This is a genomic window from Eubacteriaceae bacterium Marseille-Q4139 (assembly GCA_018223415.1).
GTDB lineage: Bacteria > Bacillota > Clostridia > Lachnospirales > Lachnospiraceae > CABSIM01.
On record JAGTTQ010000001.1, the window covers coordinates 2,748,389 to 2,762,427 of the forward strand.

The 14,039-nt window shown below is 51.9% G+C and carries 15 protein-coding genes; 14 read left to right on the forward strand and 1 reads right to left on the reverse strand.

Annotated features, from left to right (window positions below; genetic code table 11):
• The first annotated feature begins 39 nt into the window (after positions 1 to 39).
• From KE531_12970 to KE531_13015, 10 genes are all read left to right on the forward strand, one after another.
• The gene (locus tag KE531_12970; protein MBR9954507.1) at positions 40 to 882 is read left to right on the forward strand and encodes a prenyltransferase; all 843 of its coding nucleotides are present in this window, start codon (positions 40 to 42) and stop codon (positions 880 to 882) included.
• Positions 879 to 1,424, forward strand: a complete 546-nt coding sequence (locus KE531_12975) for a phospholipid methyltransferase (GenBank protein ID MBR9954508.1) — start codon at positions 879 to 881, stop codon at positions 1,422 to 1,424. Before KE531_12970 ends, KE531_12975 begins: the two co-directional genes overlap by 4 nt.
• Before the next feature lie 3 nt (positions 1,425 to 1,427).
• On the forward strand, positions 1,428 to 1,844 hold the full coding sequence (locus tag KE531_12980) for an SRPBCC family protein (protein ID MBR9954509.1): 417 nt from the start codon (positions 1,428 to 1,430) through the stop codon (positions 1,842 to 1,844).
• A gap of 161 nt (positions 1,845 to 2,005) precedes the next feature.
• On the forward strand, positions 2,006 to 2,746 hold the full coding sequence (locus KE531_12985; protein MBR9954510.1) for a DUF134 domain-containing protein: 741 nt from the start codon (positions 2,006 to 2,008) through the stop codon (positions 2,744 to 2,746).
• A 17-nt stretch (positions 2,747 to 2,763) separates the two neighbouring features.
• The gene (locus tag KE531_12990) at positions 2,764 to 3,294 is read left to right on the forward strand and encodes a GNAT family N-acetyltransferase (protein MBR9954511.1); all 531 of its coding nucleotides are present in this window, start codon (positions 2,764 to 2,766) and stop codon (positions 3,292 to 3,294) included.
• 254 nt (positions 3,295 to 3,548) lie between these two features.
• A complete protein-coding gene (locus KE531_12995) occupies positions 3,549 to 4,439 on the forward strand; it encodes a haloacid dehalogenase-like hydrolase (GenBank protein ID MBR9954512.1) in 891 nt (296 codons plus the stop codon).
• A 115-nt stretch (positions 4,440 to 4,554) separates the two neighbouring features.
• Positions 4,555 to 5,820, forward strand: a complete 1,266-nt coding sequence (locus KE531_13000; protein ID MBR9954513.1) for a DNA repair protein — start codon at positions 4,555 to 4,557, stop codon at positions 5,818 to 5,820.
• Between the two features lie 37 nt (positions 5,821 to 5,857).
• Positions 5,858 to 6,220, forward strand: a complete 363-nt coding sequence (locus tag KE531_13005) for a YolD-like family protein (protein ID MBR9954514.1) — start codon at positions 5,858 to 5,860, stop codon at positions 6,218 to 6,220.
• A gap of 7 nt (positions 6,221 to 6,227) precedes the next feature.
• A complete protein-coding gene (locus KE531_13010) occupies positions 6,228 to 7,088 on the forward strand; it encodes an AAA family ATPase (protein ID MBR9954515.1) in 861 nt (286 codons plus the stop codon).
• Positions 7,089 to 7,217: 129 nt separating this feature from the next.
• Positions 7,218 to 7,859 carry an HD domain-containing protein gene (locus KE531_13015; protein ID MBR9954516.1) on the forward strand — a complete coding sequence of 214 codons (642 nt, stop codon included), beginning with the start codon at positions 7,218 to 7,220 and terminating at the stop codon, positions 7,857 to 7,859.
• Positions 7,860 to 8,071: 212 nt separating this feature from the next.
• Here KE531_13015 and KE531_13020 read toward each other — a convergent pair whose 3' ends face one another.
• Positions 8,072 to 9,352, reverse strand: coding sequence for a glycosyltransferase family 2 protein (locus KE531_13020; protein MBR9954517.1), 1,281 nt, complete (start codon positions 9,350 to 9,352; stop codon positions 8,072 to 8,074).
• Positions 9,353 to 9,832: 480 nt separating this feature from the next.
• Between KE531_13020 and KE531_13025 the strand changes: the two genes are divergently transcribed.
• From KE531_13025 to KE531_13040, 4 genes are all read left to right on the forward strand, one after another.
• The gene (locus KE531_13025; protein ID MBR9954518.1) at positions 9,833 to 10,351 is read left to right on the forward strand and encodes a hypothetical protein; all 519 of its coding nucleotides are present in this window, start codon (positions 9,833 to 9,835) and stop codon (positions 10,349 to 10,351) included.
• A 46-nt stretch (positions 10,352 to 10,397) separates the two neighbouring features.
• Positions 10,398 to 11,075 (forward strand): uracil-DNA glycosylase, encoded by a 678-nt coding sequence (locus tag KE531_13030; GenBank protein MBR9954519.1) that lies wholly within the window; start codon positions 10,398 to 10,400, stop codon positions 11,073 to 11,075.
• A gap of 11 nt (positions 11,076 to 11,086) precedes the next feature.
• A complete protein-coding gene (locus KE531_13035; GenBank protein ID MBR9954520.1) occupies positions 11,087 to 11,926 on the forward strand; it encodes an undecaprenyl-diphosphate phosphatase in 840 nt (279 codons plus the stop codon).
• Positions 11,927 to 12,075: 149 nt separating this feature from the next.
• Complete coding sequence (locus tag KE531_13040) at positions 12,076 to 13,737, forward strand: trypsin-like peptidase domain-containing protein (GenBank protein ID MBR9954521.1); 1,662 nt, start codon at positions 12,076 to 12,078, stop codon at positions 13,735 to 13,737.
• Positions 13,738 to 14,039 lie beyond the last annotated feature (302 nt).

The window sequence follows — 14,039 nt, forward strand, 5'->3', positions numbered from 1 at the left end:
TATACTGAACCTATAAAACCAAAGCCGGAGGCACACCGCATGGACATAACAGAAAAATACAGATCGGATATCGAGGAAATCCTGTCGCACCGGCATGACAACGGTGCGGATTACTGGGCAACACCTGACCGCAGATTGTTAAAAGGCGCGCCCTTCACGACGTTGGAAAGCGTCCTGTATCTGCTGGAGCTGGGGATGCCGTCGGAAGACGAGGTATTGAAAGGCGCTGCCAGCCTGATTTTTGATGCGCGGCGGGAGGACGGCCGGTTTAAAATTTCGCCCTCCGGCGGGATTTACCCATGCCAGACAGCCCTGGCCGCCAATGTCCTGTGCCGCTTGGGGTACGGAAGCGACGAACGTCTTCAGAAGACATTCACATACTTTCTCGATACACAGGAGCCAGACGGCGGCTGGAAATGCAGGAAATACAGCTTTGGTCACGGCGAAGAGACCGAACATTCCACACCCTATACGACCCTGGTGGCGCTGGACATGTTCCGGCACTCCCCGTATTTTGGCCATGATGCCAGGCTGGAAAAAGCTACGGATTTTTTGCTGGAACATTGGGTCATCCGCAGGCCCATCAGCCCCTGCCATTACGGGATCGGAACCAGGTTCATGCAGATTGAGTACCCATTCCGCGGCTATAATCTGTTTTATTATGTGTACGTCCTGTCCCATTATGAAAATGCGAGGAAGGACATGCGCTTTTTGGAGGCCTTTCATGCTTTGGAACAGAAAACAGAAAACGGGAAAATCCCAGTTGAACGTGTAGTCCCGAAGCTTGCAAAGCTCCGGTTTTGCAGGAAAGGGTGTGCGAGCGAGGCAGCCGCAGGGCGCTGGAAGGAAATCCTTAAGAATGTGAAAGGGGATGCCGAATGAACGGCGGATTACTTTTGATTCCGTTTCTTGCAGTCCGTTTTTTGCTTCCGCCGCTTTTTTCAAAGGAAGCACTCCGGCGCGCCGCCTATTTTGCACCGGTGGCGGGCGCGGAACGAACGGCTTATTTTGTGTACCAGATCTCCAACATGGCCGTATTTCTGGCATTATTTTTCCTGAAAATCGAGACCAGGCGTCCATGGCTGCTTTACGGTGGCGCAGCATGCTATCTTGCCGGGCTTTTCCTGTGCGCGGCCGCCCTCATCAGTTTTTCTGTGCCGGATGAGACAGGTTTTAACAGAAACGGCCTTTACAGGTATTCCCGCAACCCGATGTATGCAGCATACTTCATCTGCTTCTTTGGAATGGCACTCTTGCTGAATTCCCTGTTTTTGCTGGTGCTGGTATTCGTCTTCCAGATTTCCGCCCACTGGATCATCCTTTCCGAGGAACGATGGTGCATAGAAAAATTCGGCGATGCGTACCGGCAGTATATGGAAGATGTGGGGCGTTATTTTTCCTATCACAGAAAAAGGAGGACATAAAAAATGGCTGAATCGACGATCCGGGCCGTGCTCCCGGCAGATATCCGCACCGTCTGGGATATTGTCACGAATGTTGACGGCTACACATGGCGCAGCGACTTAGACAGGACAGAGCAGGTGAGCGGCACGCAGTTTGTGGAATACACCAGGGACGGATATCCCACGACCTTTACGGTCACGCGGGAAAAGCCGCAGGAATGCTGGGAATTCGATATGGAAAATACCAACATGAGCGGGCACTGGACGGGGACTTTTATTTCAAAAGGCGGAGAAACAGAAATCTGCTTTACGGAACGTGTGACGGCAAAAAAAATCTTTTTAAAGCCCTTTGTAAAGCGGTATCTGAAAAAACAGCAGGCACAGTTTGTCGCAGATCTGAGGAAAGAAGTGCTGCGGCAGCGATCTGGTTCCTCTTTATAGACGGGCCTTGAATCTGCGGCAGGAGCCGCCTCTCGGGGAATATCATAAAGGAATATCCCACAACCCTTTGACAAAAACATCAAAATGCGCTAGAATATAAATTACCGACATATGTCGGAAACCAACAGAAAAGCTGCAAAAACGGCAGCAGGAGGCAGAACATGGCAAGACCGCCAAGATGCAGACGGGTCTGCAAAGAACCGGCCTGTGAGACATTTTTCCCCGACGGGATCCCCGGCGGGACGGTGATGATGGGGCTGGACGAATATGAGACAATCCGCCTGATTGATTACGAAGAAATGACCCACGAACAATGCGCCGCCCAGATGAATGTTTCCAGAACGACGGTGACGGAAATCTATGAGCGGGCCAGGCGAAAGCTGGCGGACTGCATCGTCAACGGAAAGTGCCTTCAGATTTCCGGCGGGCATTACCGGCTTTGGGGCGGCACACAGCGGCCGGCCGGTGAAATTCATATCGAGAAAAAAGGAGAAAAGGAAATGAGAGTAGCAGTTACCTATGAAAACGGACAGATTTTCCAGCATTTTGGACACACCGAGCAGTTTAAGCTTTACGATGTGGAAAACGGGCAGATTGTCCGGGAACAGGTTGTGGACACCAACGGGAGCGGACACGGCGCTCTGGCCGGCTTTTTAACAGAGTACCAGGTTGAAGTCCTGATCTGCGGCGGAATCGGCGGTGGTGCCCAGAATGCACTGGCGCAGGCGGGGATCCGGCTGTACGGCGGTGTCTCCGGGAGTGCCGACGAGGCCGTGAAAGCCCTTGCGGCGGGAAAACTGGACTATAATCCCGATGTTCAGTGCAGCCATCATGACCACGGCCATGACCATAGCTGCGGTGATCATGTCTGCGGCAGCCATGGCTGCCATCATGAAGCGTAAACGGGAGGAGATTTCCGATGGAAATTTCTGTACGCAAGGCCGGAGATGACGACCTGGACCGGGTGGAGGCGCTTTATAATGAGTTAAATGACTACCTGGCCGTCCACGATAACGGCCCGCGGTGGCGGCGGGAGGTGTATCCGCTCCGTTCCCATGCCGAAGAAGGGCTGGCGTCAAAGAGCCTGTATGTGGCGGAATCCGGCGGGAGGCTGGCCGGCTCTGTGATTTTACTCCAGGAACAGGGGGAGGTTTACCGTCAGGTGCGCTGGCAGACAGATTTTGATGTGCCGGTGGCGGTGGTTCATATTCTGGCGGTGCATCCGGATTTTTTCGGGCAGGGTGTCGGAAAGGCACTTCTGGACTTTGCGGCCGGCTGGGGGCGGCGGCATGGAAAGAAGGCCATCCGGCTGGACACGTATGAGGAAAACTTCCCGGCCATCCGCCTGTATGAAAAATGCGGTTTTAAACGCATGGGCCGGATTGATTTGGGGCTGGAGGAGATCTACGGTCTCAAATGGTATTATGTCTTTGAAAAACTGATTGTGTGAAAAAATGCCCGGACAGGAGAAGATGCGGCCTGTCCGGGCGATTATGTTCTGGGCAGACTTTTGTAAGTCTGCACGCAGACACAGAAACTCTCCCGCGCAGGAAAACCAGGTGTACGGTGTGTGATATTTGTGGTAAAATATTAAGGAGAAAACAACACGCAGGAATACATTTGCCGCACCGCGCGGCATCCGCACGGCGGCCGCAGACCGGCTGGATTCCTGCGGCCGCTGCAATATAAAAAGGGGGCATCTTCATGGAATACGAGCGCAGGCACAAGGAAGCGCATCCGGTTTTGGCGATTTGCTATGATTTTGACAAGACCCTGTCGCCCGATGACATGCAGGCACAGGGCTACATTCAATCTATGGGCTATGACGTGAGCCAGTTCTGGAGCGAATCCAACCAGATGGCTGTGGACAATGATATGGACAACAATCTGGCTTACATGTATAAAATGGTGCAGGAATCGGAAGGGAAAATTATTTTCAACAGAGAAAAGCTGGCGGAATACGGCTCTCATGTCAAGCTGTACCGCGGCGCTGCGGAATGGTTTGAGCGGATCCGCGCCTACGGGCGGGAGCGGGACGTGATCGTCGAGCACTATATTATTTCCTCAGGACTCAAAGAGATGATCGAGGGGACGGACATTGCAAAGAGCGGCGCCTTTGAAAAAATCTATGCCAGTTCCTTCTATTATAATGAGCGCGGCGTGGCGAAGTGGCCGGCCCAGGTGATCAACTACACGAGCAAGACCCAGTTTTTGTTCCGCATTGAAAAAGGCGTGCTGGACATCAACGATCCCGGCGTCAACGAATATTTTCCGCCGGATAAGATGCGGGTGCCGTTCCGGAACATTGTGTACATAGGCGACAGTGACACGGATATCCCGTGCATGAAGCTGGTAAACGCATACGGCGGCCATTCCATCGGCGTCTATGACCCGGATACCAGGGATAAGAAAAAAGTGTTCAAGATGCTGCGGGACAACAGGATCCGTTATTTTGTCCCGGCCGACTACTCGGAAGGCACGGAATTAGACGGCCTCGTGAAATCCATCATCGACAAGACGGCCGCCTATGAGGTGCTGGAGAACCAGCATTTTAAGAATCTGAATGAGGCAAGCGCCGCGAGGGGAGAAACGTAAAGGCCGGAAAATTTTTCTTGACTTTTCACTTGTCACAGCATATAATAAAAATAGAACATATGTTCTGAATAAGAGCCTGAAAACGACTGCCGCCCATGATTTCACAGGAGGTTCTATGGAAGAAAGAAGCTATCTCTGCATTGACCTGAAAAGCTTTTATGCCTCCGTGGAGTGCCTTGAACGGGGGCTTGACCCGCTGACGACAAATCTTGTGGTTGCCGACCCGGAGCGGACGGAAAAGACAATCTGCCTTGCCGTCTCCCCGGCCATGAGGCGTCTTGGAGTGCCCGGGCGCTGCCGTGTCTTTGAAATTCCGGCGGATATCCCGTACATTATGGCGCCGCCCCGGATGCAGCTCTATATCGACTATTCTGCCGAAATTTACAGTATCTACTTAAAATATATCGCAAAAGAAGACATCCATGTGTACAGCATCGACGAGATCATTGCCGATGCGACGGAGTATCTGGGAATGTACCGCATGACGGCGCGGGAACTTGGTATGACGATCATGGAAGACATCCGTCAAAACACCGGAATTACCGCAAGCTGCGGGATTGGAACGAATATGTATCTGGCGAAGGTGGCCCTGGATATTACGGCAAAGCATACGCCGGACAGAATCGGGATCCTGGATGTGGATTCCTACCGCAGGACGCTCTGGGACCATAAGCCGATTACGGATTTCTGGCGGATCGGAAAGGGGATTGCAGGCCGCCTGGAACAGTGCGGCATTTCTACAATGGGACAGCTTGCCCATGCAGACGAGGATATGCTGTACCGCATGTTCGGTGTGGATGCGGAGCTGATGATTGACCATGCCTGGGGAGAGGAAACGGCGCGGATGGAAGACATCAAGGCCTATAAGTCCAGGACAAACTCGATCTGCGGCGGTCAGGTTTTGGGATGCGATGCCGATTATGAGGGCGGGCGGCTCCTTGTGAAGGAAATGGCTGATATGATGAGCTTGGAGCTGGTGGAAAAGGGGCTGGTGACGGATTCCCTGACGCTCCATGTCGGCTACAACAGCCGCCTGGCGGCAAAACCGGCCCATGGAACCATCCATATGACGGTGACAACCAGCTCTGCGAAGAAGCTGATGGAGTACGCCGGCCGGCTGTACGACAGGATCATTGACAGGGAGCTCCCGATTCACCGGATTACGCTGACCTTTAATAACGTGGTGGATGAGGAATTCCGCCAGTACGACATGTTTACGGATCCGGCGGAACTGGAGCGGGAGAACCGCCTCCAGAAGGCCATGCTTGATATTAAGGAAAAGTTTGGAAAAAATGCAATCTTAAAAGGCATGAATCTCCAGGAGGGCGCGACGGCCAGGGAAAGGAACCGGCAGATCGGAGGGCATAAAAGTGGTGAGTGAGACAGAAAAAGACACATACTATATAAGGCCGGAGCGGGTGCCTGGACGGCCGCAGATGACGAGAGAGGAGCGGGCAAAGCAGTTTATGCCTTTTGCGGCGTTAAAGGGATATCCGGCAGCCCTGCGGAAAAAAGAGAAAATTGTCGTTCCCAAAGCAGAGCTTTCCGAGGAACAGGCAGGCCTTTTGGACAGGAAGCTGCGCTGTGTGGAAAAAAATGATATGGTGTCGGTGATCTATTTCTGCCGGGAAGAGTATCTGAAGGTGACGGGAATGGTATCCCGCATGGATCAGACGGCCAGGATTTTAAAAGTCGTCAATACCAGGATCCCGTTTGACGATATTTACGATATTGCCGTGGAAAAAGCAGGCGCAGAGCCGAGAGAATCTTCGGGAGGCTGACAGGCAGATGAAATATCTGAAATCCTTCTGCTTTGTGAGGCAGGAGCAGGAATTTAATTTCTTTATGGGAATCCGGAGGACGTGTTACGACAGCTATTATCCGTTCCAGGTGCTTTCCAGGATTGGATTCGCGCGGATCGACTTCGAGCCGGTGACAATTTTATACGGCGGAAACGGCACGGGAAAAAGCACGGCTCTCAATGTTATCGCGGAAAAGCTGAACCTGAAGCGCGATGCGCCTTACAACCGCTCCAATTTTTTCGAGGATTATGCAGATCTGTGCGAGTACGAGACATGCTCTGTGATTCCAAAAGAAAGCCGGATTATCACAAGCGACGATGTGTTTGACTATATGCTGGATATGCGGGCCTTAAACGAAGGGATCGACCGGAAGCGGGAAGAAGTGTTTGAGGAGTACCTTGATGCAAAATATTCCAAATTTCGCTTCCGCTCCATGGAAGATTACGACCGGCTGAAGCAGGTGAACCTGGCGCGGCGGAAAACCCAGTCGAAATATGTCAGGGAGAACCTGATGGACAATGTGCGGGAGCGTTCCAACGGAGAGAGCGCGTTTCTTTACTTTTCAGAACGGATCAGGGAGAACGCCCTGTATCTGCTGGACGAGCCGGAAAACAGCCTGTCGGCAGAGCGGCAGAGGGAGCTATCCCGGTTTATCGAAGATTCGGCCAGATTCTTCGGCTGCCAGTTTGTGATTTCCACCCATTCTCCGTTTATGCTGTCAATGAAGGGAGCCAAAATCTATGACCTGGATGAGAATCCGGTGGATGTGAAGCGGTGGACAGAGCTTGGAAACGTGCGGGAATACTTCTCATTTTTTAAGGAACATGAAAAGGAATTTGAGAAATAAAGCGGTTTTACGTGGATTATAGATTTCTTTTACGCCTGAATGATAGAAAAAAGCCGAAAAAAGGAGTAAGGTAGCAATGAACAGAAAAAATATGGAAAATAAAGGAGGAGTTCGTTGACGTATAAGGAAATGAAAAAGAATGAAGAAGTTCTTGCATATTTAAAGAAAGGAAATGAAAACCTGGGAGTCCTGGGCTTTACCGATCATTCCAAGGCGCACTGCACCGTAGTGGCAGAGCGGGCGGAGCTGATTCTCCGGTCACTTGGATATTCGGAGCATGATGCAGAACTTGTAAAGATCGCCGGCTTTATGCACGATATGGGAAATGCCGTTAACAGGAGCCGCCATGCGGAATACGGCGCACTTTTAGCAGACAGGATTTTATCCGGGACGGATATGCCCGTGGAGGACAGGGTAACAATCGTGGCGGCCATCGGCAATCACGATGAATCGACAGGAGGGGCAGTGGATGCCATTTCCGCGGCGTTAATTCTGGCTGATAAAACAGATGTGCGAAGGAACCGGGTGCGTACCAAGGAAAAAGGCAGCTTTGATATCCACGACCGGGTCAATTACGCCGTGACAGAGGCGAAGCTGAAGGTCAATGCGGAAAAGCAGGTGATTACGTTGAACCTGAAAATTGACGAGGAAATCTGTTCCATGCTGGAGTATTTTGAAATTTTCCTGGGACGGATGCTGATGTGCCGGAGAGCGGCAGAAATGTTGGGCGTCAAATTTAAGATGACGGCAAACGGAAGCAAGGTCGTCTAAGGACGGAAGCTTACAAAAGAAAATACAGGCAAACGATACGAAAGCGGCGAAACGCAAAAATCAAAAGAAAGGCGTGACGGCGTTTTTTTGTATCTTTGGCGCTGTGTCAATGGACGGAATCAATATTCCGGGACAGGGCTGCGATAACGCAGCACGGCCCCGGAAAGCGCCGAAACGGGCGCTCCCGGGGCCGCAGGGAAAAGTGATTTGGTTTACAATTTCATCATTCCCGTGGCAGCCGAGTGATAGATCGGCTTCCATTCCACCCTGCGGACGAGGGCGGACAGAGAAATCGGGATATACGTGAACATGAAAAGCGGGAAAGTAAACAGGTAAACCAGTTTTTTCCACGCCGGCGCCTGAATCTGCCGCCATTCACAGAGCACGGTAATGAGGCCGTAGACAAAAAGGCCGGCATAAAATTTCCATACGGCCGCGAATATGAAGCCAAAGGACATGTCAAGGATCCTGGCGGCAATGTGCGGCGGCTGTGTCAGGCAGACAAGGCAGAGGAAGCCGTTGAAGGCAATGGTTAAAAGCGTCAGCAGCATTCCGGGAGCCACCGTCATGAACATGTCATAGCAGGACCAGCCCTGGCGGTCAAAGCGCAGGCAGTTTTTTAAAAGTGCCAGGCTGTACTTGGCATCCACCTGATAAAAGCCCTTGGACCACCGCAGCCTTTGATCCCAGGACTGGCGGAAGGTGGTGGGCTGTTCGTCGTAGACCACAGCTTTACCGCAGTATCCGATTCGGTAGCCCTTGATGGCACTGTCCACGGAAAACTGGATGTCCTCCGTGAGAAGATAAAAGGGCCAGCCGCGGTTTTCCCGGATCACGCGTCCGGAAACAAGGAAGCCGGTGCCGGAAATGTGGCAGTTGGTTCCGAGAAGCATCCGCGGGAGGTTCAAAAGCCTGGCCTCCCGGAGGAACCAGATGGAATATCCGGCGGAGATCCAGTTGCTGCCGAAATTCTTGGAATTGCGGTAGCAGGTCAGGACATCGTATTTGCCGGTATCGAAGGTCTTATTCATTTCGGCCGTGAAATCCGGGTCAATCAGGTTGTCGGCGTCGAAGACAAAGTAGCCGTCGTAGTCATCGCGCCCGTCCATGCTCAGATGGTGGAAAAAATAATCCAGCGCATAGCCTTTGCCGCGCTGTGTCTGGTTCTCGCGCTCATAGACTCTGGCGCCGGCCTCTCTGGCGATCCTGGCCGTCTCATCTGTGCAGTTGTCTGCGATGACATAGACATCCAGAAGCCCCTTCGGGTAATTCTGGTTTTTCAGGTTCCGGACAAGTTCGCCGATGACGGCCTCCTCATTCCTTGCTGGAATAATGGCGGCGAACCGATGGAAGCGGGAAGGCGCGTGTTCCTTCCTGGTTCTTCTTCCGTGCACCAGCCCGATCACCAGATAGACGAGCTGGTAAAAGTAGGCGGCAGTCAGGATGACTGCAATCGCCAGGTTAAACCACTCTGTAAATTGAATCAGTTTCATAATACTCACCTTTTATGATTGTTTCAGCTTTCCGGCAAAACGCCGGTTCCCCGTCCGGCGGGAGCGGGAAATGCATTCCGTGAAAAACAGCCTTTCACAGCAAAAGCACATATTTAGATGTTCCCATATCATAGCATATTTCTGGATGATTTCAACGGGGTTCACAAAATATTCAAGAAGTTTATAGAATTCTTTCTAATTCGTAAGAAATTGTAAAGGAAAAATTGTGGTATTTTTTTGCAAACCATAAGAATAAATTGCAGGCGAACAGAATACAAGCGCAAAAAGTGAGAAATCCGGCGGCTCCTTTGGCACTGTATCAGTAAAAACAGACAAAAATTGCAGGAAGCCTAAAATGTCCCGGTGTCTGCCAGAGAATAAAATGCGAATCCGAGCCAGACTGCGGTACCATGTTGAATCCCGGCAAGTTTTATGATATACTGGGAACACTTCCAGAAAACGGCAGACAGGAGATATTTCATGGAAAAGGAAGAGATCAGAAGAGAATTTTGGGAACGGCTTAAGACGGCGGAAAAGGTGCTCATCGGCATCGGAAAAGAGTGGGACACCGGGAGCGGAAAGAGCCGGGATGAAGTAAAAGCGGCGGCTGAATCGTTGAAAAAAGTGACAGGCGGAAAGGATTGTTATGTAATTACCACGTTAAGCGGCGATGCCCTGGACGCCCTGGAACCCTTCGCCGGTCATATGGCGGCGCCTCTCGACGTATCTTTAACGGAAGAACAGTGGGATGCCTATATGAAATGGCTGTCTTTTACGCTGAACAGGAATACGCTGCTTCTGGAACTGGGAGAAGATTTTTCTCATCCGTCCCTGATCCGCTTCCCCTTTGAAAAGACGGCGATGCTGAATCAGAAGGCGTTCCTTTTCCGGGTCAATCAGAAGTTCTGCCAGATCCCGGAAACCCTGAAAGGAAAGGCTGTCTCCGTCCCGGAGGATTCTGCGGCGTTTGCCGCCGGTCTTTTGGAAGAGCAGGGCTGACGGAAGAAGGAACGGAATAAGAATAGAGAAACAACGGAGGAAACACATGGCAGCGATCAGCAACGACTGGCTGGAACCCATACAGGGGGAATTCCGGAAGCCATATTATAAGAAACTGTACGAAACGGTAAAGCACGAATACGAAACGAGGGCCGTTTATCCGGCGCCGGATGATATTTTCAATGCCTTTGCGTTTACGCCCCTTTCCAAGGTAAAGGCAGTTATCCTGGGACAGGACCCGTACCATGAGCCGGGACAGGCGCACGGCCTCTGCTTTTCTGTCAAACCGGATGTGCAGATTCCGCCGTCCCTGGTAAATATCTACCAGGAACTCCACGAGGACTGCGGCTGCTATATTCCCAACAACGGCTACCTGAAAAAATGGGCGGATCAGGGAGTCCTCCTTTTAAATACGGTTCTCACGGTGCGCGCCCATGCGGCCCATTCCCATAAGGATATCGGATGGGAGACATTTACGGACGCGGCGATCCGGATTTTGAACGAGCAGGACAGACCCATGGTGTTTATCCTTTGGGGAAAGCCGGCGCAGAGCAAGAAGGTGATGCTGACGAATCCGAAGCACCTGATCCTGGAAGCGCCGCACCCAAGCCCGCTGTCCGCTTACCGCGGCTTCTTCGGAAGCAGGCCCTTCAGCAAGACGAACAAATATCTGAAGGAAAACGGCCTGGAGCCCATCGACTGGCAGATTGAGAATATCGGATAAGGAGAAAAAGAATGAATGCGTTTGTTGAATTCCTGAAAGTAGTGGTGATGGGCCTTGTTGAGGGCTTTACCGAATGGCTGCCGATCAGCAGCACAGGCCACCTGATTCTTGTGGAAGAGATTGTAAACATGAACGTGTCGGAAGATTTTATGAACGTCTTCCGCGTCGTGATCCAGCTCGGCGCCATCTTGGCTGTCGTTGTCCTCTATTTTCGCAGGCTGAACCCCTGGGACAGGGAAAAAAAGGAGCCTCAGAGGCGCGCCACCTGGCATTTGTGGTTTAAAATCATCGTTGCCTGCCTTCCGGCGGCTGTTGTGGGGCTTCTCCTCGATGAGTTTCTTGATACATACCTGATGAACCCGTATGTGGTAGCTGCGATGCTGATTATATACGGCATCCTGTTTATCGTTCTGGAAAAGCACAACGAATATGTGGACTTTCCGATTAAAAAGGTTTCCCAGATCAGCTACCTGAATGCGTTTTACATCGGGCTGTTTCAGCTTCTGGCGCTGATTCCCGGTACCTCGCGGTCAGGCGCGACGATTCTCGGAGCCATGCTGCTCGGCTGTTCCCGTACGGCGTCGGCGGAATTCACCTTCTTTCTGGGAATTCCGGTGATGTTTGGCGCCAGCCTTTTAAAGGTGATCCATTACGGCCTGAACTTCCCGGCCATCGAAATTTTCTATCTGATTGCCGGAATGGTGATCGCTTTTGTGGTTTCGATGTATTCCATCAAATTCCTGATGGGCTATGTGAAGCGCCATGATTTCCGGTTCTTCGGCTATTACCGGATTATCCTGGGAATTATCGTTATGGTTTACTTTGGCCTGTCGGCCTTGTTAGCTGCATAAATCCTAAAAAATGTCTCTTTCCTGCGCTTTTTTCATTTTTCACATATCGGTGCGAGATTTATCACACTTTAGTCACAATTCCCTGATAGACTATGCATCAGAAAGAAGGAAAAAAGATTTAACGCAATCGTAAGGAAGGAGACTTTTTTATGTACGATGAAAATAAATGGAATCAGGAAAATGAAAATAAAACCGCAGAAGGCGGGAATACCGGAGCAGAGGAGAGCGGAAGAAACCAGGTATTCGGGACGCTCTCATACGGGAGCCAGGAGACGCAGGAAGGACAGAGCACCCAGAACAGCAGCCAGTCCTATCCGGGAAGCCAGAGCACCCAAAACAGCAGCCAGCCCTATTCCGGAAGCCAGGGCACTCAGAACAGCAGTCAGCCCTACCCTGGAAGCCAGAACGCCCAGAACGCCGGATCCAATCCGCAGCCTGGCTATCAGAGAAATCCGTATCAGAACCAGAACGGACAGAACCGGAATCCATATGCCGGCCCGTATCCCTATCAGGGACAGAATTATTATTACGGCCAGGCGCCGCAGGACAACCGGAGCAATAACGGCGGTCATCGCCAGCCGAAGAAAAAATCCTATGTAAAAACGACAGCCCTTGTGACGGCAGCGGCCCTTTTATTCGGCGTCGTATCCGGCGGCACCATGTTCGGTGTCAACCGGGCGGCGGAGCTTCTGTTCCCGCAGCCGGAGGAGACGGCCCCGGTGAGCCTGTCGACAACGCAGACCGTTGCCCCGGCCCAGTCCACTTCCGCCGCTGACTCCAATGGCGTCATCATTGAGGACGTATCACCGATTGTAGAAGCGGCCATGCCGTCGGTCGTTGCCATTACCAACACAATGCTGTACCAGAACAATACCTGGTTTGGTGCGACGCAGACCTACGAGGTTCCGAGCAGCGGCTCCGGCATTATCGTAGGGCAGAACGATACGGAACTTCTGATTGTGACAAACAACCATGTGATCGAAGATTCCACAAGCCTTCAGGTTACATTCATTGACGAGAGCACCGTAGATGCGGCCGTAAAGGGCACAGACTCCGAATCCGACCTGGCAGTCATCGCCGTTCCCCTTGACAGCATTTCGGCCGATACGAAGTCCCAGATTAAAGCGGCGACCATGGGCGACTCGGACTCCCTGAAAATGGGCCAGGGCGTTATCGCCATCGGCAATGCCCTTGGACTTGGCCAGAGCGTAACCGTCGGCCATGTGAGTGCACTGAACCGTGAAATCAACGTGGATGGTTTAACAAAGACCGTCATCCAGACGGATGCGGCCATCAACCCCGGCAACAGCGGCGGCGCACTGTTAAACGCCCAGGGCGAACTGATCGGCATCAACGAAGCCAAATACGCATCTACGGATGTTGAGGGCGTCGGCTATGCGATCCCGATTTCCCTTGTGAAGGACACCATCGAAAACCTGATGAATAAGACTACAAAGGTAGAGCTTCCGGAAGAAGAACAGGGCTACCTTGGAATCCAGATCCAGAACATCAATTCCGCGACCTCCCAGATGTACGGGATGCCGGAAGGCGTCTATGTCTATAAGATCACGGAGAATTCGGCGGCGGCCAACTCGGATCTCAGGGAAAAGGACATCATCACGAAATTCGACGGCGAGACGGTACACTCTTACGCAGATCTGACAGAGCTTCTGACGTATTACAAGGCAGGCTCGACCGTGACCCTGACCGTACAGCGTCTGGAAAATGGCGAGTACACGGAAAAAGAGGTAGAAATCACTTTGATGAACCGTCCTGTGGACGAACAGGATCCGGGAAGCATCCAGGGATAAAAGACAGGAAGGAACAAAAAATCCAGAAAGCCCGGCAGGCATGCAGACGGCATGTCTGCCGGGCTTTGGCTTACGACATGCTTCGTCGCAGAAACACAGCCATGCAATTCATCATTGACCGGCCCATTTTCCGCGTCTGCCACTTGCGGCGGCATGTAAAATGCTATATAATAATTCCTTGTATGGAAACAGAGAAAAGAAGTGAACACCTGCGGCCGGGAAACTGCCATGTGAAAGCCCCGGCGGCTGAAAAATAAGGAGAAAAATTTGGACGACAGAGAAAAAAACACATCAGGACATGA